General features: G+C 73.1%; 25 protein-coding genes and 1 pseudogene. 16 read left to right on the top strand and 10 right to left on the bottom strand.

Annotation, left to right across the window (positions count from 1 at the left end):
• The first annotated feature begins 23 nt into the window (after positions 1–23).
• The 3 genes from AC2TEW_RS15750 (at position 24) to AC2TEW_RS15740 (ending at position 2,004) form a co-directional block, all read left to right on the top strand.
• Positions 24–398: a hypothetical protein gene (locus AC2TEW_RS15750; protein ID WP_484623955.1), complete on the top strand. Its 375-nt coding sequence runs from the start codon at positions 24–26 to the stop codon at positions 396–398.
• The gene (locus AC2TEW_RS15745) at positions 395–1,399 is read left to right on the top strand and encodes an NAD-dependent epimerase/dehydratase family protein (protein ID WP_484623954.1); all 1,005 of its coding nucleotides are present in this window, start codon (positions 395–397) and stop codon (positions 1,397–1,399) included. Before AC2TEW_RS15750 ends, AC2TEW_RS15745 begins: the two co-directional genes overlap by 4 nt.
• A 218-nt stretch (positions 1,400–1,617) precedes the next feature.
• Positions 1,618–2,004 (top strand): VOC family protein, encoded by a 387-nt coding sequence (locus tag AC2TEW_RS15740; RefSeq protein WP_484623953.1) that lies wholly within the window; start codon positions 1,618–1,620, stop codon positions 2,002–2,004.
• 128 nt (positions 2,005–2,132) lie between these two features.
• Here the strand turns inward: AC2TEW_RS15740 and AC2TEW_RS15735 are convergent, their stop codons facing one another.
• A complete protein-coding gene (locus AC2TEW_RS15735) occupies positions 2,133–2,972 on the bottom strand; it encodes an SDR family oxidoreductase (RefSeq protein WP_484623952.1) in 840 nt (279 codons plus the stop codon).
• 92 nt (positions 2,973–3,064) lie between these two features.
• Here AC2TEW_RS15735 and AC2TEW_RS15730 point away from each other — a divergent pair, with 92 nt between their 5' ends.
• On the top strand, positions 3,065–3,436 hold the full coding sequence (locus AC2TEW_RS15730) for a winged helix-turn-helix transcriptional regulator (RefSeq protein ID WP_484623951.1): 372 nt from the start codon (positions 3,065–3,067) through the stop codon (positions 3,434–3,436).
• Positions 3,437–3,485: 49 nt separating this feature from the next.
• Here AC2TEW_RS15730 and AC2TEW_RS15725 read toward each other — a convergent pair whose 3' ends face one another.
• From AC2TEW_RS15725 to AC2TEW_RS15705, 5 genes are all read right to left on the bottom strand, one after another.
• Positions 3,486–4,277 carry a bestrophin-like domain gene (locus AC2TEW_RS15725; protein ID WP_484623950.1) on the bottom strand — a complete coding sequence of 264 codons (792 nt, stop codon included), beginning with the start codon at positions 4,275–4,277 and terminating at the stop codon, positions 3,486–3,488.
• A gap of 141 nt (positions 4,278–4,418) precedes the next feature.
• Positions 4,419–4,625, bottom strand: a complete 207-nt coding sequence (locus tag AC2TEW_RS15720) for a hypothetical protein (RefSeq protein WP_484623949.1) — start codon at positions 4,623–4,625, stop codon at positions 4,419–4,421.
• 16 nt (positions 4,626–4,641) lie between these two features.
• Complete coding sequence (locus AC2TEW_RS15715; protein ID WP_484623948.1) at positions 4,642–5,022, bottom strand: hypothetical protein; 381 nt, start codon at positions 5,020–5,022, stop codon at positions 4,642–4,644.
• 152 nt (positions 5,023–5,174) lie between these two features.
• Complete coding sequence (locus AC2TEW_RS15710; RefSeq protein ID WP_484624115.1) at positions 5,175–6,230, bottom strand: DUF6801 domain-containing protein; 1,056 nt, start codon at positions 6,228–6,230, stop codon at positions 5,175–5,177.
• An 82-nt stretch (positions 6,231–6,312) separates the two neighbouring features.
• Positions 6,313–8,661 (bottom strand): helix-turn-helix transcriptional regulator, encoded by a 2,349-nt coding sequence (locus tag AC2TEW_RS15705; RefSeq protein WP_484623947.1) that lies wholly within the window; start codon positions 8,659–8,661, stop codon positions 6,313–6,315.
• A gap of 216 nt (positions 8,662–8,877) precedes the next feature.
• Between AC2TEW_RS15705 and AC2TEW_RS15700 the strand changes: the two genes are divergently transcribed.
• The 11 genes from AC2TEW_RS15700 to AC2TEW_RS15650 all read left to right on the top strand — a co-directional run bounded on the left by AC2TEW_RS15700 (position 8,878) and on the right by AC2TEW_RS15650 (position 18,972).
• Positions 8,878–9,561, top strand: a complete 684-nt coding sequence (locus AC2TEW_RS15700) for a vWA domain-containing protein (protein WP_484623946.1) — start codon at positions 8,878–8,880, stop codon at positions 9,559–9,561.
• A 170-nt stretch (positions 9,562–9,731) separates the two neighbouring features.
• Positions 9,732–10,577, top strand: a complete 846-nt coding sequence (locus AC2TEW_RS15695; protein WP_484623945.1) for a protein phosphatase 2C domain-containing protein — start codon at positions 9,732–9,734, stop codon at positions 10,575–10,577.
• Positions 10,574–12,523 (top strand): LppU/SCO3897 family protein, encoded by a 1,950-nt coding sequence (locus AC2TEW_RS15690; protein WP_484623944.1) that lies wholly within the window; start codon positions 10,574–10,576, stop codon positions 12,521–12,523. Before AC2TEW_RS15695 ends, AC2TEW_RS15690 begins: the two co-directional genes overlap by 4 nt.
• Positions 12,524–12,609: 86 nt before the next feature.
• Positions 12,610–12,837, top strand: a complete 228-nt coding sequence (locus tag AC2TEW_RS15685) for a hypothetical protein (RefSeq protein ID WP_484623943.1) — start codon at positions 12,610–12,612, stop codon at positions 12,835–12,837.
• Between the two features lie 55 nt (positions 12,838–12,892).
• Entirely contained in the window at positions 12,893–13,444 is a 552-nt protein-coding gene (locus AC2TEW_RS15680) for a hypothetical protein (RefSeq protein ID WP_484623942.1), read from the top strand.
• A gap of 523 nt (positions 13,445–13,967) precedes the next feature.
• On the top strand, positions 13,968–14,603 hold the full coding sequence (locus AC2TEW_RS15675; protein WP_484623941.1) for a sensor domain-containing protein: 636 nt from the start codon (positions 13,968–13,970) through the stop codon (positions 14,601–14,603).
• Positions 14,600–16,474 (top strand): DNA/RNA non-specific endonuclease, encoded by a 1,875-nt coding sequence (locus AC2TEW_RS15670; protein ID WP_484623940.1) that lies wholly within the window; start codon positions 14,600–14,602, stop codon positions 16,472–16,474. Before AC2TEW_RS15675 ends, AC2TEW_RS15670 begins: the two co-directional genes overlap by 4 nt.
• A 35-nt stretch (positions 16,475–16,509) precedes the next feature.
• Positions 16,510–17,124: a hypothetical protein gene (locus AC2TEW_RS15665; protein ID WP_484623939.1), complete on the top strand. Its 615-nt coding sequence runs from the start codon at positions 16,510–16,512 to the stop codon at positions 17,122–17,124.
• Positions 17,125–17,235: 111 nt separating this feature from the next.
• The gene (locus AC2TEW_RS15660; RefSeq protein WP_484623938.1) at positions 17,236–18,036 is read left to right on the top strand and encodes an SCO4651 family lipoprotein; all 801 of its coding nucleotides are present in this window, start codon (positions 17,236–17,238) and stop codon (positions 18,034–18,036) included.
• A gap of 208 nt (positions 18,037–18,244) precedes the next feature.
• Entirely contained in the window at positions 18,245–18,685 is a 441-nt protein-coding gene (locus tag AC2TEW_RS15655; protein WP_484623937.1) for a hypothetical protein, read from the top strand.
• A gap of 104 nt (positions 18,686–18,789) precedes the next feature.
• Positions 18,790–18,972: a hypothetical protein gene (locus AC2TEW_RS15650; protein WP_484623936.1), complete on the top strand. Its 183-nt coding sequence runs from the start codon at positions 18,790–18,792 to the stop codon at positions 18,970–18,972.
• A 217-nt stretch (positions 18,973–19,189) separates the two neighbouring features.
• Here AC2TEW_RS15650 and AC2TEW_RS15645 read toward each other — a convergent pair whose 3' ends face one another.
• The 4 genes and pseudogenes from AC2TEW_RS15645 to AC2TEW_RS15630 all read right to left on the bottom strand — a co-directional run.
• Positions 19,190–19,330 (bottom strand): hypothetical protein, encoded by a 141-nt coding sequence (locus AC2TEW_RS15645; RefSeq protein ID WP_484623935.1) that lies wholly within the window; start codon positions 19,328–19,330, stop codon positions 19,190–19,192.
• 129 nt (positions 19,331–19,459) lie between these two features.
• On the bottom strand, positions 19,460–20,059 hold the full coding sequence (locus tag AC2TEW_RS15640) for a hypothetical protein (protein WP_484623934.1): 600 nt from the start codon (positions 20,057–20,059) through the stop codon (positions 19,460–19,462).
• 139 nt (positions 20,060–20,198) lie between these two features.
• Positions 20,199–20,534 carry a hypothetical protein gene (locus AC2TEW_RS15635; protein ID WP_484623933.1) on the bottom strand — a complete coding sequence of 112 codons (336 nt, stop codon included), beginning with the start codon at positions 20,532–20,534 and terminating at the stop codon, positions 20,199–20,201.
• A 421-nt stretch (positions 20,535–20,955) separates the two neighbouring features.
• Positions 20,956–21,336: pseudogene (locus AC2TEW_RS15630) on the bottom strand (class I SAM-dependent methyltransferase); the annotation flags it as partial.
• A gap of 61 nt (positions 21,337–21,397) precedes the next feature.
• Here AC2TEW_RS15630 and AC2TEW_RS15625 point away from each other — a divergent pair.
• Positions 21,398–22,066 (top strand): TMEM175 family protein, encoded by a 669-nt coding sequence (locus AC2TEW_RS15625; protein WP_484623932.1) that lies wholly within the window; start codon positions 21,398–21,400, stop codon positions 22,064–22,066.
• The last annotated feature ends 38 nt before the right edge of the window (positions 22,067–22,104 follow it).

Below are 22,104 nucleotides of genomic sequence, written 5' to 3'. Positions count from 1 at the left end.
GTCGGTGGACCGGACGTCAGACCGTGGACGAGCGCCTGCACCACCAGGGCAGCACCATCGCGGTGGCAGCACTGGCGCTGCCGTTCCTACTCCGGATCGCCGCCACCGGGTCCCCCGGACTCCGCGCCGCCCTCGCCTGGCTGTGCCTGGTCGTCGACCCCGTTCCCGACGACCTCCGCACCCTCCTCGCCGACCCCGGCACCGACCGGCTCGGCGGACTGTTCCAGCAGGTGCCGTGGATCCCCCCTGGTCGACCGCCGCGACGGGCTGCGCCGCTGCCTCCACGAGATGCTCACGCCGGACACCCCCTGGACCAGGGGGCGATGAGCCCCCGCCGGGAAGGCGGAGCGCGCTGGCCGTGTACGGGCGGCCGGCCGTGGACAGGCTGCCGGACATGAAGATTCTCGTGCTGGGCGGCTCGAAGTTCCTCGGGCGCGCCTATGTGGCAGACGCGCTCTCGCGCGGCCATCAGGTCACCACCTTCAACCGCGGGGTCAGCGGCGCCGACCTCGACCGCGTGGAGGCGGTACGCGGCGACCGGACCCGGCCCGAGGACCTGGAGCGCCTGGTCGACGGACGCCGCTGGGACGCGGTCGTCGACACCTCTGGACAGCAGCCGCACGACGTCGCACGGACCGCCCGGCTGCTGCGCGGCCGCGCCGGCCACTACAGCTTCGTCTCCTCCGTCCACGCCTTCGCCGACTGGCCCGCCAGGCCCGTCGACGAATCCTCCCCGACGCTGGACTGCCCGGCGGACACGCCACCGGACCAGCCGTTCGCCACCGCCCTGAAGGCGGGCTGCGAGCGCGCCCTGCTGGAACAGTTCGGCGAGCACTCGTCCATCCTCAACTGCGGCCTGCTCCACGGCCCGTACGAACCGATCGGGCGACTGCCCTGGTGGCTGGAGCGGATCGCCCGGGGCGGCCGGGTCCTCGCCCCCGGCGATCCGGCCGGGCCGGTCCAGCTGATCGACGCCAGGGACTTCGCCGCCTTCGGGCTCGACCTGATCGACCAGGGCCTGACCGGACGCTTCGTCACCACCGCGCCGCTCGGCCGGACCACGTACGGCGACTTCCTGGACGCCTGCGTCCGGGCCACCGGATCGGACGCCGAGCTGGTCTGGACGGACGACGCCACCCTGCTCGCCGCCCGGGTCGAACCCTGGAGCGAGCTGCCCCTGTGGGCCCCGGACACCCCCGACTGGCAGGGGGCCTGGCGCGCCGACAGCTCAAAGGCGGAGGCCGCGGGACTGCGCTGCCGGCCGGTCATCGAGACCGCCCGCGACACCTGGGCCTGGCTGCGCAACGGCGGTTCGGCCAAGGTCACCTACACCCAGGGGCTGACCGGACTGCCGATCGGCATCGACGCCGAGAAGGAGCGACGCATCCTGGCCGGCTGAGGCCGCCGGGTGCCCACGTGAGCGCATCCCGTCCGGGGATCCCGGCCCTGCGCCCGGCGGCTCCGCCCGCGGCGGTGATCGGCCGCCGCGGCGCGCCGCCCGCGGTCACGGCCCCGGGGTGGCGACCGCCACCGCGGCACTCCTGCACCGCCGTCGACGGGGGCTCCGGCCGCCGAATCCCGTGGACGACCCTCTGGCCGGGCGTCATAGTGTCCGCCATGGCTTCTCTCATACACCACGTGACCATCGACTGTGCCGACACCTACCGGCTCGGGTCCTTCTGGGCCGCGGTCCTCGAGACCGAGCTCGCCGACGACGACAAGCCCGGTGACCCCGAGGCACTGATCGTGGGGGAGCGGGTGGACCTGCTCTTCGTCGCCGTCCCCGACGACAAGGCGGGCAAGAACCGCCTGCACTTCGACCTCCAGCCCACCGACCGCACCCGCGACGAGGAGGTGGCGCGGCTGCTCGACCTCGGCGCCACCGTGGTCGCCGACCGCCGCCGCCCCGACGGCAGCGGCTGGGTCACCATGGCCGACATCGAGGGCAACGAGTTCTGCGTCGAGCGCAGCGCCGCCGAGCGCGCCGCCGTCACGACGGCCTGACCGCCCCCGGTCGGAGCGGCGGCGCCGCTCCGGCCGGCCCGCCCCCGCTCCCTGCTGCGGCCCGGTCCGCCCGCCGGTCGGGACCGGCGGGCGGGCGGTGCCGGTGCACCGTGCCGGTGCGCCGGGTCTCAGCGGAACGCGGCGAGGTTGCGGGCGACCCAGCCGTGGAAGGGGTGCGGGGCCCGGCCGATGACCTGTTCCACGTCCGGGCTGATCCGCAGCTCGGCCGCGTTCGGCGCGGAGAGGATGTCCAGGGTGTCGTCGGCGAGCTCCGCCGGTACGAAGCGGGTCATCGCGGCCCTGGCCTCGTCGCGGGTGAGGCCGTGGAACCGTACGGGCGTGCCGAGCGCGGCCGCGATCACCTCCGTCTGCTGACGCGGCGTGATGACCTGAGGCCCGGTCAGCTCGTACACCCGGCCGGCGTGCCGGTCGTCCAGCAGGCAGGCCGCAGCCACCTCGGCGATGTCCGCCGGGTCGACGACCGGCACCCCGACGTCGCCGAACGGCGCGGCGACCGTCCCCCGTGTGCGGACCGACTCCGCCCAGGCCAGGGCGTTGGACGCGAAACCGCCCGGGCGCAGGACGGCCCAGTCCAGGCCGGACCCGCGCAAGGCGTCCTCCACCGCGCGCATCGCAACCCGTGACGGCCCGAGCGGCCTGGTCGACACGCCCTGCGAGGACAGCAGGACCACCCGGCGGACCCCGCTGGCCGCGGCCAGCGCGATGATGTCGGCCGGCCTGGCGCCGGGGGCGTGCAGGTCGCCGGGGAGCAGCAGGAACAGCGCTTTCGCCCCGGTCAACGCGGTTGTGAGGCCGGCTGGTTCGGCCAGGTCGGCCGCCACGTGCCGGACGCCGTCCGGTACCGCACCCGGGTGCCGCGACACCGCCGTCACCTGCTCGCCCGCCGCGGCCAGGGCCTGGGTCAGGGGCCGGCCCACATTTCCGGTGGCCCCGGTCACTACGATCATGTTCAGCTCCTCGTCGGTCGTGCACTGAGGTGACCGACGCTAGGAGGCGAGCTTACTTTTCGTAAGAACATACCTAAAGGTAAGCTCCGGATATGAAGGAAGGCGCGCAGCTGAAGCAGGCCGAGGCAGGACACCGGTATGACGTGTTTCACACCGACTGCCCCGCACGCGACGTGGTCGACCACGTGACCAGCAGGTGGGGCGTCTGGGTGCTGATCGCCCTGCGGCGCAACGACCTTCGGTTCTACGAACTGCGCGACAGCATCCGGGGCGTCAGCGAGAAGATGCTCACCCAGACCCTGCGCGCCCTGGTCCAGGACGGCCTGGTCCGGCGGGAGGTGGAGCCCACGACACCGCCCCAGGTCACCTACGGGCTGACCGAGTTCGGGCAGGCCGTCAGTGAGCCGCTGGCCGATCTGTTCGACCGGATCACGGCGGGGCTGCCGCCGCGCAGCGCGGGATAGCGGCCGGCCCCCCGGGCGGCCCCGGGCGGCGACCCGCCGGAGCCCCGCCTCACGGGGTCCAGTACTGGGCGAGGGCCCCCTCCCGGTAGGGGGAAGGGCTGACGCTGAGGTCACCGGAGAACGGGCGGTCCAGGACGAAGACCAGCAACAGGCTGAAGCCGACGAGTCCGGCGACCGAGCCCACGAACAGCACCTGGGCCCGCAGCTTGCGCAGCCCGTAGAGGAACGTCAGCGGGATCAGGACCAGGGCACCGCCGAACGCCAACGCCTGGAGCAGCGGCGGCAGTTCCTGGCGCGCCATGGTGATGCGGGCACGGCGCTGGGAGGCGACGTCGTTGAGCCGGTCGACGGTCTGCTCGTAGAAGACCTGCTCCGCCTGGCCCTGCGGCTCGTACGTCTGCAACACCTGGAACGCGTCCTGCAGATGGGCCTCGGTGGCCCCGTAGCTCGGGTCCCCCGCGCGCATCCGGGGCCACTGGTCCTCGACGACGGCATGGACGTAGCCGCTGACGGCCGCATCGAGCCGGACGCGCACCGGATCCGGGAACGCCGCGGCATCACGGGTGATGAGCGCGGCATCGGTGGCCTCGGAAGCGACGATGGTCTGGGTGTCCTCCAACTGCGTCCACAGCGTGACGATCACGAACGCGAGGATGATCCCGTAGATCGCGCCGAACATCCCCAGCGTCACACCGACCATGTCGTTGTGCTCTCCACGGGCCAGCGACGGATACCTGCGGCGCATCAGCACGCTGCCGGCGACGGCGAGCAGAACGGTCCCGCCCACGGCGACGAAGGCGAGCGTGGTGGTGCTGAAGTGATTGAGCAGCCATAGCGACATGGGCGTGGAGTCTAGGCCGGGCGGAACGGCCCGAAAGCCGCGGAATCAAGAACCCCCGTGGGTAGCGGAGACGACATTCACCTCATCGTGTGAAGGCCCGACCCGCCGGACCGGATGTGCCCCCGCCCCGGCCCCGCCGTGCTATTCCTCGGGCGGGACCTCGTCCACCAGCGGGACGCCGTGCTGCAGCATCCTCTGCGTCAGCGCACGCCACTCATCGGTGTCCTCCACCACGAGGAGCATGCGAGTGACGCGGTTGAAGATTGTCGGGACGTCAAATCCTGTGTCGCGCCACAGCACCCAGCCGGGTTCGGACCCGTCCCAGAGGTAGGCGTACTCGTCCATCATGTTGCCCGTGACCCCGTCAGTCGTCGTCGCCGCGCACGAATGCGCCGAGGGCTGCCGCGAGTGCCTCAGCGGCCTCCTCGGTCTTGTCGCTGTAGTACCCCTTGATGTCGACCTTGCCGTGCCTCCATGAGAACACCGCAGTTTCGCCGGGAACCGAGTAGCCCTTCTGGATGCCGATGTCGAGCCACTCCCGTGGCGGGCCCTCCTCGATGAGCGGGCTGGCATCCGCGAGTGCCTCCCATTCACCCGCTTCGATCGGGTTCGACGGACTCTGGGTCCAGTCCTGTGCGCGGGTGATGTGGAAGTCGTAGCTCACGTCCTCGTCTGCCTTCCTGTCCGGATCGAACCGCCGCCGACGACACCTGCGCCGTGCCGCCTTGCCCGGCGGGTCGGTCACCGTGGTGAGTGGCCAGGTGCTGTGGTAGCCGATCGCCGTGGCCCGCCCGCGCAGGTCCTCACGCTCGTCAGGTGGCCGCCGCTGCGCCCGTGGACGAGGGTGCGTGCGCCGGGGTCGGGAAGGGTCTCCCGGGTTCGGGTACCCGGGCCGGCTCAGGAGCGGTGGCCCGGCGCGCGGCGGCGCCTCAGTCGCGGGCCGTAGCGGACGGCGGCTGCCGTGAGGGCCGTGGCCGCGGCGAGGATTCCCGCCAGGACGAGGGCCACGTGGCCGGTGCCCTGCCCGGCGGCCGTGGCGCCGGCCGGCGCTGCGGCGTTGACCGTGGACCCCGTCGGGCCCGGCGCCGCGGTACCGGTGGGCACGGCCGTCGCGCCGGCGGAGCCGTCCGAGGCGGGTGGGCCGGCGGAGCCGGTGGGGCTCTGGGCGGCCGCCGCGGTGCCGGAGCCGTCGGACGGATCGGGCAGCGGTGAACCGGCCGGGCCGGTGGCCGTGGCGGTCACCGGGGCTGCCGACGGCCTGCCGGCCGTGCCCGAGGTGCCCGGGGTACCGGGCGTTCCCGGGGTGGGCGGGCCGGGTGTCGTCCTCGGCGCCGTGATCTCGACCGTCGCCACGACGTTGTCCTGGCCGCCGTTCAGGGTGCACGGCACGTCGGTCCTGCCCGGGCCGGTGACCTTGCCGTTCGCGTCCTCCGGTACGAGGTGCAGGGTGAAGTTGCCGGCCGTGATCCTCGCGCTGCCCGGTTCGGTGAAGGTGAGCGTGGGCGCGGTGCCGGTCGCCGGGATGTCGAAGGAACCGGAGGACGGGATGTCGGCCTTGGTGATGGTGAGGTGCACGGGGGCACCGATCGCGCCCTGGGGCGCGGTGACCGTGGTCTGCGCGTCCAGGGAGCCCTCGATGATCCTCACCCCGAGGATGTAGCGGAGCCCGAAGGTGAAGGCCGCGTCCACCGTGGCCGCCGCCGTGATGGCGAACGGCGGACTGGCCTCGCCGACCGCGAGCGACCTGGGGACGTCCGTGGAGATCCTCGCGGTGATGGGCTGGGCGCCGATCGTCGGGAAGGTGCAGGTGTACCGCAGCGCCGGTGCGGCCGGCTGCGCGGCCGCCGTTCCGACACCGAGGACGCCCACCAGCGCGCCCGCCGCTCCCCAGGCCGTCGCCACCGCGACGATGCTCCTCCGCCAGGTGCTTCGCGCACCGTACCCGGCCCTCATGGTCACCCTCACCCTCCACTGCAGGTCTGCACCGGTACTCGAACGATCTGTGCGGATCCCGGGGACCGGGCCCGCGTCCCCGTCAGGTGGCCCGGACCGGATCGCCGTCGGCCGGCGGTCCCGGCCGACGGGGCTCGTGCCGTTCTTGGAAGGCCCGGCTCAGGTGGCCCTGGATCCGGGCGTGGCGGAACTGGTAGACCGCGCCGACCTGGCGGAGCACACCTCGTTGGTGGGCGTCGTCCAGGAAGGCGATCAGCGCCCAGGGCAGCCGCCCGGTCAGCGGGAGCCAGATGCGGGCGAGGGCCACCCACTGACCCCAGGCGGTCAGGCTGAGCCCGTACCCGAGCCCCGCCCCGAAGGCCGCTTCGAGTCCGAACACGGTGCCGACCTCGAGGCCGCGGACGGGCCCGTACACGATCCCGTTGAGCAACCCGACCAGGAGTCCGATCACCAGGGCCCAGGTGACGAGGTGGAAGGCCACATTGCGGCGGTCCATGTCCAGCAGGCCGGCCGGGCTGACGACCGATTCGGTCCTGACGGGGGCTTCGAGCACGGCTATCACGGCGAACACCAGCCCGGTCGCGAGCGCGATCGCGGGGATGAACACGAGCCCGGTCAGCAGTCCGTCGCCGCGCTGGCCGTCCCCGAGCCCGAGCGGGGCGACGAGGCCCTCGTCGATGAGCACCAGCATGGCCATGGCGGCCAGCCCGCAGCCCACCCCGACCACGAACCGGGCGCGGGCGTTCCCGCGGGTCTGCCTGGTCCCGCCCGAGAGCCTGATGCGGACGGGGGACGGTTTGAAGGCCTCACGCTCGGAGGCGTACCAGTACACCAGCCCGAAGAGCAGTCCGGCCGCGAGCCCGTGCAGGACGCCGACCACCAGCCCGCGCACGATCGCGAACCTGAGCCCGTGCGAGGTCGCGACCAGGTCCACCGGGAGGTTGCCGACGGCGGTCGTGACGCCGAACGCCAGCCCCGCCAGGAACCCGACGATGAGCGTGCGCGAGGAGCGGCGCATGCTGGTGCCCAGCTCCCACCAGGCGAGGTCCTGCCGCTCGCGGTCCAGCCGGACCAGGTGGTGGGCGAGGTAGCCGAGCCACCGCTGGGAGCGTTCCGGGTCCCACTGCGCTCGGTGGGGACGGCCGTCGTCGAGCCGCTCGGGGGCGCGGCGCCGGTACACGGCCGGGACGAAGCCCGCGAGGAGGTGCTCCTCGATGGCGTGCGGGTCGGGGAACCGGGTGGTGTCCAGCAGTTCGTCCGGCCGCCGGTCGGGGGTGTCGCTGTACATCGTCCGGGCGAGGGCGATCATCAGCGGGGTGCTCAGCGCGGCGGCGAGGTTCGCGCCCCCCGCGCTCCGCGAGAGCCGCGCCTCGTCCAGGACGGTGTCCCAGGTCGCGCCGGGCTCGTCGGGGCTGGGATGGCCGGGGAACGCCGGATCGGTCCGGGGCAGGTAGTTGCGCAGGTCCTCGAGGGTCAGGTCGCACAGCTCGAGGACGACGGCCGAGGCGAGCGGTGCGTGGGCCGAGCGGACCGCGTCGGTGAACTCGTGGTGACGGCTGGTCAGGACGAGCGGCAGCGGGGAGAGGTTGAGCGCGTCGAGGGCCTCGCCGCGTAAGCCTTCCGCGATCTCGTCGAAGCCGTCGAGGACCGGCAGGATGAGATCGTCGTCGAGGAGGTCCGCGGCGAGCGACTTCCCGCTCGGGACCCGGCGGGCCAGATGCGGGTAGTCGCGCAGCAGCCGGGCGATCAGCCAGTCGCGCAGGGCGACGGCGGTCGGGTCCCAGGAGCCGAGGCTGAAGATCACCGGCACCCGCTCGGACCGGGCCCGGGCGTCCAGCAGGTCCAGCGCGAACCGGATCGCCAGGATCGACTTGCCCGAGCCGGCCCGTCCCAGCACCACCAGCCGCCCGGACGGGATCCGCCGGTAGACCTCGGCCACCCGGCGCAGGTCACCGCTCAGGTCCACCTCGGACGAGGTGTCACCCGGCGCCAGGCGCTGGGTGTTCTCCGACCGGTCGGACACTCCCGCGGGTACCTGCCGCCACCGCACCGGCAGCGCGAACGGGTGGTGCACCCGGTGCTGGGCCTCCTCGCGCCGCCAGCGCCGCTTGCTCTCCCTGGCCAACTCGTCGGCGGCGTCGGCGAGCGGGCCGTGCGCCCGCACCGGTGCGGACGGGGGACCGGGCGGCTCCTGCGGCGGTATCTCCTCGGCGCCGCCGGCCGCCGCCGACAGCCGCCGGCGGTCCTCGGGGCCGGCGTCCAGCGCGTCCGCCAGCCGTGCCACGGTCCCGAGCCGGTGGTCGAAGGGCTTGTCGTTCTCGATCCTGCCGATCGTCCGTTCGCCCAACTGGGCGCGCTCCGCCAGCTGGAACTGCGTCATGCCGGCCTGCTTGCGCAGACGGCGAACCAACCCCCCGAGCGTCTCCGCCACGGCCCGGCCCTTCTCCCCACGATCCGGAACAGGCGTTGAGCCTACCCTGACAACTGGTCATCCATGACCAGTGCTTTGACCTGTGCAGTTCCCCGCCCGGACGCCAGCATCAGCGGTGCGGGCCACCGGTCCGGCGGCCCCGGCGGACCCCTCCGAGGCCCCGGCGGACACGCCCGCGAACATCCGTGCGTGGAAGTGAAGGAGGCGGAATTCCTGATGGCGGAGACGAAGGGCGTCCTGCTGCCGGCCTACGTGGTGGCCGACGAGTCGGGCTCGATGGCGCCGTACCAGAGCGAACTGGGGGGCGGCGTGGCGTCCCTGTGCGAGGGGCTGCGGGCGGAGCCGATGATCGCGGCCAAGCTACGGCTGGCGGTGCTGGGCTTCTCCGACGACGTCCAGGTCCGGCTCGCGGTGGCCGACATGCGCACCGAGACCACCGTGCCCCGGCTGGAGATCCGCGGGATGACCAACTACCAGGCCGTCTTCGACGACCTGCTGCAGCGGATCCCCGCCGATGTGCAGTGGCTCCGCGGGGAGGGCTACAAGGTGCACCGCCCGGTGGTGTTCTTCCTCAGCGACGGCCTGCCCACCGACGGCACCGCCTGGCACCGGCCGCACGCCGCCCTGACCGACCGGGGCCGGACCCCGGCCGCACCGAACATCATCGCCTGCGGTATCGGCGACGCGCAGGCCCGGACCATGGTCGAGGTCGCCACCCGGCCCGAGTTCGCCTTCATCGCCAAGTCCGGTGCGGACGTCGGGCGGGCGATCTCCGAGTTCTTCCACTCCCTCACCGCGAGCCTGGTGGCCTCGGGGCACGCCCTGAACTCGTCCAACCCGCAGCTGATAGTGAACCGCCCGGACCAGTTCACCATGGCCATCGACGAGGTCGGCCTGTGACACCGGGCCGCCGGGAGGACCCGGCCCACCCGGCACCCGCACCCGGCCACCGGCCCGGGCCGCTCACCTCGCCACCGACAGCGCCGCCGACACCGCCGCCGCCCCCGGTACCGCCCCGCGCGCCGTCCGAACCGGCGCCGTGGCAGCGGATCACGGTGGGCGTCGCCGGCATGGAGTTCGAGGCCCGCCCGCCCAGCCAGTACGCCTTCGACTTCCCCGACAGCGAGTGCGAGGGCTGGTCCACCGACGCCCTCACCCTGCGGTTCGCCTCGGTACGCGGCGCCAAGCACCGCTACTACCGCCAGCCGCGCCAGGACGCGGCCCGGGCAGCCGTGCACGAGGCCACCGACAGCATCGTGTTCGCGGTCGCCGACGGCGTCTCCAGCGCCTCCGAGTCGCACCAGGGCGCGGTCGAGGCCTGCCGGGCCGCCGTCGAGCGGATCCTGCACCTGCTCGACCGGACACCCGGACCGCTCGACCCCGCCGACGTCGCCGCGCACGCCGCCGAACGGCTGCGGCAGCTCGCCCAGTGGCGGTTGGGCATCACCGAGCCGGGCCCCGCCGAGGTGGCCCGCCTGTACGCGACCACCCTGGTCGCCGGCGCGGTCCGCCCCACGGCCCAGGGCCTGCGCATCGAGCTCTTCCGGATCGGCGACTCCGGGGCCTGGATCCTCGACCGGGCGCAAGGGCGCTACCGGCCGCTGTTCGGCTCGAAGACCGGAACGGACACCCTGCTGGTCACCAACGAGGTGTCCCCGCTGCCCCTGGTCCCCGACCGGCTGGAGACGGCCACCGGACGGCTGGAGCCGCCCTGGACGCTGCTGGTCGGCACGGACGGCTTCGGCGACCCGCTCGGCGAGGGCGACGGCCGGGTCGGCGCGCACTTCGCCCGCCACCTCGGCACACCGCCGCCGCCGCTGTGGCTCGGGCACGTCCTGGACTTCACCCGGGAGACCTTCGACGACGACCGCACCCTGCTGGCCCTCTGGCCCCGCAACGAGGCGCGGCCGCGATGAGCACCGACCCCGCCGCCCCGGTCGACGTCACCGCCCTGGCCCTGGGGCACCAACTCGGGCAGGGCGGCCAGGGCTCCGTCCACCAGGTGCTCAACAAGCGCATCAACGAGGGCGCCCCCGACGGCGGCTGGGAGATCGTCTACAAGGAGTACAGCCCCGCCGTCCTGCCCCTGCTCGACGCCGCCGCGCTCGAGGACGCCGCGGCCCTGCTCGGCCGGCTCGGCGGAGCACAGGGCCGCTGGCTCTGCGAGAAGACCGCGTGGCCGGCCGCCACGGTCCGGCGCCAGGGACGGACCTGCGGCTTCCTGATGCGTGCCGTGCCCGACCGCTACCACTTCATGCTCCGGACCCTGACCGGCGCGAGGACCGGGGCCCGGCGGCCGGCCACCATGGAGTACCTCCTCAACGACGACGCCTACATCGCCGGGATCGGACTGGCGGTCAGCGACCGCCACCGGCTGCTCCTGCTCGCCGACCTGGCGGCCACCATGGACCGCCTGCACCGGCTCGGCGTCACCGTCGGCGACGTCTCCCCGAAGAACCTGCTGTTCGGCCTGGCACCCGAACCCGGGTGCTTCCTGATCGACTGCGACGCCATGCGCCTGCACGGTGCGAGCGCTCTGCCGCAGGCCGAGACTCCCGACTGGCAGGTCCCCGCGGGTGAGGAACTGGCCACCCGGGCGAGCGACGTGTACAAACTCGCGCTGCTCGCCGTCCGGATCTTCGCCCGCGACCAGACCACCACCGCGTCCACCGCCCTCGCCGCGATCAGCCCCGAGCTCGGCGACCTGGCCCGAGCCTCGCTCGACCCCGACCCGGCGCGGCGGCCCACCCCCGACGTGTGGGCCGAGCGGCTCGCCTCGGTCGCGGTCGGCGCGTCCACCCGCACCACGCCGAGGGCGCCCCGGCACCCGAGGCGGTCTCCCGGCCGGCCACCCACGACCACCGGGACGCCCAGGCCGCCCACCACCACCGGGACGCCCAGGCCGCCCACCACCGGCACACCGAAACCGCCGACCTCCGCGGCGGCCAAGGTCGGCAAGGCGGTCGGCGCCCTCGTCGCCGGCCTGGCCCTCCTGCTGGTGATCGTCAGCAACCAGCACTCCTCGCAGGCCGACACCTCCCGGGCGGCGAGCTCCCACACCCCGTACGTTCCCCACGTTCCCGCGTGGACGCCCGCTCCCCAGCCGGCGGAGACCACCTCCGCCCCGCAGATCCCGGAACCGCCCCCGACCCCGACCCCGACACCAACGCCGACCCCGAGCCCGACGCCGACCAGCCCCTTCGCCACCGCGGAGGTCGGCGACTGCTTCTACGAATCCGGCACCGACGGCCACGCCGTCCTGACCGCCACCGACTGCACCTCCGGGGCGTTCAAGGTCGTGCGGATCAATGCCGGCAGCACCGACCTGAACAGCTGCGACAACGTCACCGACAACGACGAGAGCGTCTCGTCCACCCTGTACGACCGGGTTCTGTGCCTCAGTTACCAGAGTTCCGGCGGCACCGCCTACCACGCCCGCCAAGGCGACTGCGTCTTCGGGGCCCCCGGCGCCGACGCCTGGTCGGCGCAGACCTGCCAGACCGGCAACTTCAAGGTCCTGGCGGTCTACCGCGGAACCGCCGACCACAGCAAGTGCGACAACTGGCCGCACTACAACTACTGGCGTTCGATGCCCACGGCCGGGCACTCCGGCCTCGACGTCCTGCTGTGCCTGTCCATGAACTACCCGGACGACGCCGGCTACGCGACCGTCAACGAATGCCTGCTCAAGTCGGGCTCCACCTTTACCAACGTCGGCAGCTGCGGCGGATCCAACGTCTACGTCACCGGACGCACCAGCACCGCGTACGACACCGCGTTCTGCGGCACCAGCGGCTCCACCTACTGGCGGTCCGTCGACTACCCGGCCTTCGGCTACACCGTCTGCTGGCGCTGGCGCTGATCCCCGGACCCGCCCTCGGCGGACAACCCGCCACCCAGGCTCGCGAGAGCACGAGAGCACGAGAGCACGAGAGACGAGGAACTGACATGGCATACCGCTACCGCTGCGGCGAGTGCGGCTTCAAGACGTCCTGGGGCACCGAGTCCCACGGCGAGCAGGAACAGATCGCGCACTACGCCGACCGCCACCCCGGCCTCTTCCCCGGCGGCCTGGTCGAGACCAACACCAAGAAGCCGGACGGCGGCAACGGCTGCCTCACCTTCGTGGCCGTCGCGATCCTGCTGCTCTTCCTGGCCGCCTCGTGCCACCGCTGACGCAGCTCCGGCACCGCCAACCGCGCAGCACCACCGCCCCCGGAGGAGATCCGCCATGGCCACCCCGACCACCGGCATCACCGACACGTTGATCCGACGAGCCGTCAAGGAGCGAGAAGCACGGCGGTCGGGACGGTCCCGGGCCGTCGCGGTCATGCTGTTGCTGGCCCTCTTCGCCCTCGGCCTGGTGCTGGCTGTCGCCGTCTACCCCGGCCATCCGGACGACACCTCGGCGCCCCGGTGCGACGGCACGGCGATGACGCCGCGCGACATCTGCGACGCGTACGTCAACGGCGCGTTGACGCACTCCTACAGCTACCAGGAGATGCTCCACCGGCAGCAGGCCGCCCACCCCGGCGCACTCGTCGCCGGAATCATCGCCATGGCGGTCGCCGCACTCCTGTTGGTCCCCTTGCTCCGCGCCTTCGACCCGGCGAAGCCCTGGGGGACGGCCCGGCCCGGGGACTGCCCACGGTGCCGACAGCCGAACCTGCGGGAGAAGCCGATGACCCACGCCGAGACGCGCGGCCGCGTCCAGCGGCGCTGGAGCGGCATCGTCACCCTCTGCGCCCCCGGCTGCGACTTCGCCACCGTACGGCCACGCTGACCGGCTGGCGGACCCACGGAAGCCGTATCCGTCCGTCGACGGCCCGGCGGCTCCCACCAACGGTCCGGCGACCACCCGGCCCCCCGGCTGCGCACCGTGCCCGAGGCGGAGCCGCGACCCGAACGGCGCCGACCGGACCACCACGACAAGCGGGACCACCGACCGGCGGGACCACCACGACAAGGGAGAAGGCATGACAGAGCACTACTGGAACCCGGATCCGGCGGCGCCGGCACCCCCGACCTGGCAGCAGACCCCGAGGGCGGTGCCGCCGCAGTTCGGCCGGCCCGGCTCCGCGGCCCCGCCCGCGCGAGGCGGGTCGCCGGGCAACCCGACGCCACCCGCCCCCGGCCCTGCCGCTGCCCCCGGCCCTGCTCCTGCCCCCGCCCCTGCTCCTCCTCCTGCCCCCGGCCCCTCGGGTGCACCAGGTCCGAGCGCGCGCCGACGCGTTCGGGTCCTGCCCCGCCTGCGTCGGCCGCCCCGCCTGCCCCGCCTGCGCCACTGGCGGCTGCTGCTGGCCGCGGTGGTCCCCTGCCTCGTGCTGGCCGGCATCGGGTGGTGGGTCTGGCCGCAGCAGCCCACCGGCCTCCCGCCGCACATAGCCGAGGGGACCGTCCAGGCGGGCCTCCTCGATCCTGACGCCGTCAGCCGGCTGGCCGGGACGACGCTGGCCGCCGGCCCCGGGTCGAACCGGCCGCACGCCCCGCTCACCGTGGCGCCGTCGGAGTGCGCCGCCGCGGCGGGGCCGACCACGCAGTCGGTCTACGCCCAGACCTGGAAGGCGTACCTGTCGGCGACCTACCAGGACACCGCAGGCTCGGGCGCCTACACCGTGAACCAGGTGCTCGGGGTCTTCCCGGACACCGACAAGGCCGCCGCCGCCTTCCGGACGCTCACCGACGGCCTCGCCAAGTGCCCGTCCGCCACGGTCACCGGCCAGGCCGACCGCAGCTCCAAGTGGTCCTACACGGCGCGGCCCGCCACCGAGGTCGCCGTGGCGTGGACCGCGGCACAGGACGGCAGCCCGGGCTGGGCCTGCTACCACCAGGCGCGGTTGAAGGGCACGAACCTGGTCCAGGCCTCCGTCTGCCAGGCAGGTGACGGCGAGTCGACCGCCTGGAAGGTCGCCGACGAACTCACCGGGAAGGTGAGCGGATGACCGCGCCCACGTTCAGGACGGCCGGCCGTCCCCGCCGGGTGGTGGGGCGTGGCGTCGCCCTGGTGCTGGCGCTCCTGCTGCCGGTCCTGCCGGTGCTGCCGGTCATCGGCTCGGCGGCGGCAGCGACACGGGCCGCCGCCGACACGCCGGTCATGAGCCCGCCCGGCACCGTGGCCGCCCTCTCGCTGTCCAGGGACCTCGCGGCCGTCGCCCCGGCGCTCGCCGAGAAGATCGCGGCACAGACGCGGACCCAAGCCGAGATCGACCAGCTGGGGAAGGAGGTGGTCGCCGAGGCAGAACGGATCGCCAAGGAAGCCGCCGAGGTCAGCAGCGCCGACACCGCGCTCGACGCCAAGGCCGCTGCGGTGAACGCGGAGACCGACAGCCACAACCAGCGCGCGAAGGAACTCGGCGGCAGGATCGACGCCCACAACGCGGCCAAGCCCCCCAGCGACCAGGCAGCCGCGGTCGGCCGCTACAACGCCGAAGCGGACCGGCTCCAGGCCGAACAGAACCAGGTCCAGGCCGAAGAGACCAAGATCGAGGGCGAGCAGAGCGAGATCAAGCAGGAGGAGGCCCAGCTCAACTCCCGCAAGTCCCAACTCAACGCCGCCTCCCAGGCCAACGCCGAGAAGGCCTCCGCGGCCAGGGCCGAGGCCCAGCAGCTCCAGCTCCAGACCCAGCAACTGCTCGAGCAGATGGCCCAGTTGCTCCAGAGCCTCGCCCAGACCCCGCCCGACCCGGCGGCGACGATGGACCAGGGCGGCGACGCGCCCGCACCGCTGGAGCACAACGACGAGGCCCGAGGCCAGGACGCCGACACCGCCGACAGCCCTTACCGGCAGCCGCAGACCTCCGCCATGAAGCAGTACGCGCAGCAGACCGGCACGACCCTCGAGGCGCGGCCGGGCACCGCCTACCTGACGCCCGAAGCCGTCCGGCGGCTCCCGGCTGCCCAGGCGGCCACGCTGACCAGCCCCGCCATCACCTACGACGGGCTGGTCCGCAAGCCCAACGGGCACTACACAGCGCTACGGGTACAGGCGCCCACCACCCCGGCCACCGCCCCGGCCACCACCTCGGCCACGGCCACGGCCACGGCCGCCGCCGCCGCATCCCCGGCCCCGGCGTCGGCCCCCGCGCCGGTCCCGACGGGCTTCGACCTCGGCGGGCTCGTCACGTTCCTCAACGGCCGACAGGTCGCCATCGACGCGATCGCGGTGCTTCAGGAAGCGGCCGCCTCCTCGGAGTCCGGCCAGGGGCACGGCAGCCCGAGCACCGGCGACAGCGGCAACCGGCCCATCCCCACCTGCAAGGACCTGGAGCCGGCGGGGGCCGTACCCCTGAACGGTGGCGGATGGGTCGTCTACCTGCCGTCGGACCGTCAGGGCCGCAATCGGGGAGTCAACGCCTGCCTCGAAGGCACGCCCGATTCCGAGAGGGGTGAGGACGCGGCCGGCAACATTCGGGGCTGGAGCGACGCCCAGACGCGGGCGGACGACCTCGGGTTCACTCCGACGTCGGATCTCGCCCGTTGTCACTCCGTGCCGCGCATGGCCGGTGGAACAGCGGACGAGCGGAATCTGACGCCGTGCTTCCAACGCGGTGCCAACATCAACCAGCGGACCGGCGGCAAGATCACCAACAGCATGCGGACATTCGAGGCCAGGGCCGGGAGAAGCATGGGGCAGGGGTTCGTGCTGTACAACGTGCTTCCGCAGTACAACAGCACCAGCAGCACCATTCCGAACAAATGGGAGATGTCGCTCTACGCCTGGAACGCCACCACCGGATCGACCATGGACTCCCCATGGACGACCGTGGACAACGCGACGTACGGCCCGAGCGGATTGGTGAACCTGGGAAACTAGCCCCCGGCGGGGACGGGTGGCGGATGGGAGCGGACGTGAACATCGAGGAAATGCTGGTCGGGCTCGGCGCGGTGATCGGACCGCCGCCTGCGGGCGGAGTGGTCCCGGTCCCGTGGGATCTGGGTCCCGAGGCGGTCGGTTTCCAACTGCCCTCGGATTACCGGGCATTCGCCGACCGGTACGGGATGGTGAGCATCAGCGACGAGCTGCACATCTACACACCATCGGCAGCGCCCAGTTCCAAGACCGAGCAACCGCTCGGCTTCGAGGGATTCCTGTACCACACGACGGATCCCTATGGATACTGCGCCATGCTGGCCCAGGCCTACCGGGACGGGGACCACGACGAGTGCCCGTATCCGCTGTTCCCGACCGAGGGTGGGCTCGTGAAGTGGGGCAACAACTGGAACTCCGACCAGTTCTTCTGGCTGATGCGGGGCCCGGACCCGGACCGGTGGCCGGTGGCTGCCAAATTCGACTCGCGGCTGAAGTGGGACCTGTTCGAAGGCGGCTTCCTGGAGTTCCTGCTGGCGGCGGTGACGGCGCAGTATCCGTACCACGGGAGTGTTGTTCCCGGCGGGATGAGGCAGGTCGGTGACGGCCGTGCCTATCGCCCACGGGGTGACTGGTCGGAGCAGCTCTGGCAGTGAGCCTGCGAATGGTCAGCGGCCGGGTACGGGTACCTGTCCTCAGCCGGGGTAGCAGCGGCCCCCGCGTGTCATACTTCGGCGGCCGACCACTTCTGACCTGAGGAAACACCCTTGCGCAGCTCCCGAGCAGCGGCCCGTGCCGCCGTTGTCGCTCTCGCTCTCGCACTCAACTGCGGGCTGACTGCCTGTTCGGACGGGTCCCCCGAGGGCCCGTCCGGCCAGGAGCTGCTGCGCCGGGCGGCGCAGACCATGGGCAGGGCGCAGAGCGCGGTGGAGCGGATCGACGTCGAGCAGCCGGACGGTATCCGGCGGATGTCCGCGAAGGTGAGTTGGGCGTCGCCGGAGATACGCGCCGATCTCGGGAGCGGTGTCCGGGTGGTGGACGGTGCGGCGTATCAGGACGCTTCCTGGGCGGGGCTGAAATGGGTCCGGATCGACGGCCCCGAGGGCCGGCCGGCGAACGCCTGGGCCGACCGGGCGGCGTCGTTCAACACGGCCGGGGGCTTTCTCCGGCTGCGCCGGCAGCTCAACCCCGTTACGGGCGTGGCCGGTGCCGGTGCCTCGGGCGCATTGGAGAACCTGGGGAGTGCCGACGTCGGCAAGGTCCGCAGCACCCGCCTGCGGGTCCGGATGCCGGCCGTCGACTACTACGCCGCCGGTCTTGGTGCCGACGAGCGCTCACTGGTCGCCCGGTCGCTGTCGGACGAGGGAACCGGCACGGTCACCGTGGACCTGTGGATCGGCGCCGGCGGAGAACTGGTCAAACGCGCGGAGACCGAGGACACCTCCCAGGGCCCGCGCACCACGACCACCACCTACCTGGACCTCGGCGTCACCGTCGACGTCCAGGCGCCGCCCGCGTCGGACCTGTCCAGCAACCAGGAACTTCTGCAGCACGCCATCCACCCCTGACAGCGGCTGGCCGGTGGTGCCCCGCAGGTCCCGGCGGTGCCCCCTGCGTTCCGGCGGCTGCTACGGCCGACCGAGGTGGGTCCGGGCGGAGCGCCGGGGCCGTCGCGGCTCGCCGCCCGCCCGGTCAGTGCTGCTGCTCCGGCGGTCGGGCCCGGTTGCCCGGACCCTGGTGCGTGCGGTGGCGGGGTGGGCAGGCTAGGTTGCCCGGGTGAGTCTTCTTGAGGATGTGGCCGAGCGTGACGGCTGGCGGTGCTGGGTGTGCGACGAGGCGGTCGACCCCGGCATGTCGGTGAACGATCCGCGGGGGCCCAGTGTCGACAGCCGGACCGCCGACCGGAAGGCGAAGGTCGCCGAGCGGCTCGCGCACCGCGGGTGCAACACCCGCAAGGGCGCGGTCAAGGTGGTCATCGCCTGGCCGGACCGCCTGTACGTGGTCGAACCCGCGCCGCTGATCACCGTTGCCGGAAGGCTGGAACGCAAGGGGGGCCGGGAGATGGTGGGCCGCTGCCCGACCAGGAAGGACGCCCAGGAAGCGGCGGACTGGCTGGTGGACCGGTTCTCCCGGCTGGTGCCCGGCCTGCCGGTGACCGCCGACATCGAGCCGGGCGGCGGCCAGTTCCTCGTCACCCTGTCCACCGGCCGCCGCTGACCGGGAACGATCGGCGCCCCGCCCCGCCCCGCTCCTCCGCCGCCCGGACGGACAGATCCGCCGTGAGGCGCGTGCGTGGCCGATTCTGCTACGAGGAAAGGCAGATGATGAGGACAAGAATCAACGTGCGGACGCTCGCGACCGTTGCGGTGTTCTCGACCGCGGGGGCACTGGCAGCCGTCGCCCTCGAACAGCTCGGCCTGGTCCGCGACTCCACCGTGACCTGGGTCCTGTGGTGGGGGACAACGGCACTCGGCGCGGGGGTCGCTTCCCGTCCTGCCAGGTGACAGGACGAGGACACCGGCCGGGATGCGGTGATCGACCTGTGGGCGCCGTACGACGGCCGGTGCTTCGACGGGTTCGGGCGCCTGTTCGGGGTCCGCAACCACGCCGGGTTCCGGCCGCCGTCCGGGGTCGCTCCTCGGGCCTCCAGGATCCCGCTCTCCAGGTGTTGCTGCTGCCGGTGGTGGGCCGGCGCGGGTGGGGGCGGGCCCGCGCCGGCGCTCAGTGCCAGTAGCTGGGGGTGTTGCTGCCGGGCTGGTTCCAGGCCCAGACCAGGAAGGCGATGAAGGCTGCGGCGATGAGGACGGCAAGGACGAAGCAGCCGAGGGTGCCTCGCCGGTTCCGGCGGTCGGTGTCGTCCACTGGGCCCCCAGGAGTCGGGTTCGACGTGAGTTCGAGCGTGGCTGCCGGACGGGCGTAAGGCAAGAGCGCGGTCGACGCGGGGCCGGCCCGACTCGTTCTCACCGACGAGGCCGCGGGAGTGGCCCGGGTTCAGTCCAGCCACTCGCGCCTGACCGGGCGCCACCTCCACGAGGTCCTGCGCGGGTGCCCGGCCAGCTCCCCGCGCCCGGTGCACCAGAGCAGGACGTCCGCCGGGTCGGCGTCCGGTTCCTGCGGCGCGTCCGGGAAGAGCCAGTGCAGCACGTAGTGGCTCGTGTGCTCGGGGACCGGCCGGTGCACGCCGAGGCCGCGGCAGATGTCGTGGGTGTGCAGCGCAAGTTCGGCGACGCCCATCGCCGTGAAACCGCCCGGATCGCAGGGCCCGTCGTGGTGGGCGCGGACATCGTCCGTGGTGCCGTCGAGGGTGTGGGCGAGCAGCCCGCCGGCGGCGGTGACGACCGACAGCACCTGCGCCGGGTCGGCCTCCGGGCGGACGACGAGGTCCATCGGCAGGTAGTGGTCCCTGGGCCGGGCGGTGAGCTGTCCGGCGTAGGCGACGAGCTCGTGGGCGATGTGTGCGGCCGTGGCGCGGCAGCTCCACGCCAGCGCCCCGGCGGGGACGCTCCAGTCCCGGTCGGCGGCGAGCGGGGTCAGCACCTGCAGGCAGTCGAGCAGCGTCTCCCGTACCGGGTCACCGTTCATGAAGATCATCTATCGGGTCATCCTTCACGGGCATCGGCACGCCTGGCGGACCGTCACACGATAGGGCCGGGGTCCGACAGCCCCCGCCCGTCACACCGCCCGGGCACCCGGCCGGACGGCCCCGGCCCGCCCGCGGGGTCCACGGTGGTCACCCGGACCCGGCCAAGGCGTCCCTCTGCAACTGCACCGCCGCCGCCAGGCTCAGCCTCGGCTCCGCCTTCCGCAGTGCCTTCACCGCAGCGACGGACGCGATGTCACCCGTGTACCCGACGTCCGCGAGCCGGGCGCGCACCCAGTCGGCGCGCACCTGCCGCTCGGTGGCGGCGGCAGTGGCGGCGACGAGCGCGGCGGCGCGTTCCAGCCCCGGGCGCTCCTCGGGGGAGGCCACGGCCAGAGCCCGGTCCAGAGCGCCGGCGAGGAGGTCCGAGTCGCGGATGAGCAGGACGAAGTTGTGCTCCGGCCGCACTCCCAGAAAACCAGTCATACCGGCATCGTGGTGGCCAGGACGGTCGGACGGCAACGAACTTGAGCAACACCAGAGGTTGTCCGGCGACGCGGGCGCAGCAGGCAGCGACCCCACCGCGCACGCCGCGCTCGCGGCGGATACCCGCGGACACCTCGCGCGCCCACGGACGCCATGCCGCGTCGCCGCCTGCCCGCCGTAGGGGCGCTGCCGCTCCCGACCGGAGCTGGGCCGCGGCCGGTCGGCGGCCGTGCCCACGATCATCGGGCTCTCCACCCGGGGTACCTGCGGGCCCTCGCTGCGAAGGCCCGACCCCACGGTGAGCGGGGAGGCCTCGATCTCCCCCGGCGTCGCCCGGTCGGGGCGGCGGCCGATCAGTGGGCAGGGGACGGCCGTCCGCCCTGCTTGGCGGCGACCTTCGAGCTGCGGAGCGCACGTGTTCGAGGAACAGCAGCCTCCCGTCCGGCCGCAGCACCCGCGCGATCTCTGCCAGTACGCTCTGCTCCTCCGCGATGCTGAACGGCGCGAAGGTCACCACGGCCGAGCCGAACGAGGAGTCGGGGAGGGGCAGTTGCTCCGCCGAGGCGTCCAGGATCTCGGCCGCCCGGTCGAGCCCGGCGGCGCGGGCGCACAGGTGCCGATCCCGGTGACCGGGGCTCGTGGTGGGCCGCTCGACGAGGTCCGCGGTCGAAACGGGTGCCCTCGGTCCGACAGGCGGAGCCGCGAGCGTTCCCCGTTCCGGCTCGGACCACGTGGCATCGTGGTCCGCGAGCCCGCCCACGGGGGCAAGCACGACGGCGCCGCCCGGCCGACGCCCGCCCATCCGGTCGGGACCTCCGGGAGCCCATCGCCTTCGCCGGACCGAACCCCCCTTCGGAGACCGCATGACCAGCCAGGACGAGCCCTCCGCGTCGGCCGCGGGCCGGATCGCGTACTTCAGCACGAGCCGTCTCGAGGCTTTCAGCGACGGTGTCTTCGCCATCGCGATCACGCTGCTGGTCCTCGACCTGAAGGTGCCGGAGCCGGACGCCCTGCACGACGGGTCGCTGGCTGCTGCCCTCGCGCATCAGTGGCCCTCCTACTTCGCCTACCTGGTCAGCTTCCTGGTCATCGGGATCATCTGGATCAACCACCACGCGATGTGCGCGCTCGCGCGCCGGGTGGACCGGCGCACGCTGTTCGCCAACCTCTTCCTGCTGCTCACCGTCTCCGTCATCCCGTTTCCCACCCGCCTCCTCGCCACCTATCTCACCGCGGACAACAGCGACGCCCACACCGCGGCCGCCGTCTACGCCCTGACCATGGTGGCCATGAGCATCGCCTTCTCCATGCTCTTCCTCGCCTTCACCCGCGACGCCCGACTGCTGAACCGCCCGATCCCGCCTGAGGACAGGCGCACCGCCGGACGCCGCTTCGGCATCGGGGGCCTGTGCTACCTCGCCACCGTCGGCCTCGCCTACCTCAGCCCCGTCGCCATGCTGGCCACCCACGCGGTCCTCGCCGTCTACTACTGCTTCGACCAGCTCGCCCCCGCACGCGCCACTCGCAGGTAGGGGGCGAGGGCGGCGGCGCAGTCGCCGTCGGGCCGGGA

The organism is Kitasatospora sp. NEAU-CNBT7 (genome assembly GCF_057220535.1).
The sequence above is the reverse complement of the archived record's forward strand: the minus strand, read 5'-3'. Positions and strand labels throughout refer to the sequence as shown.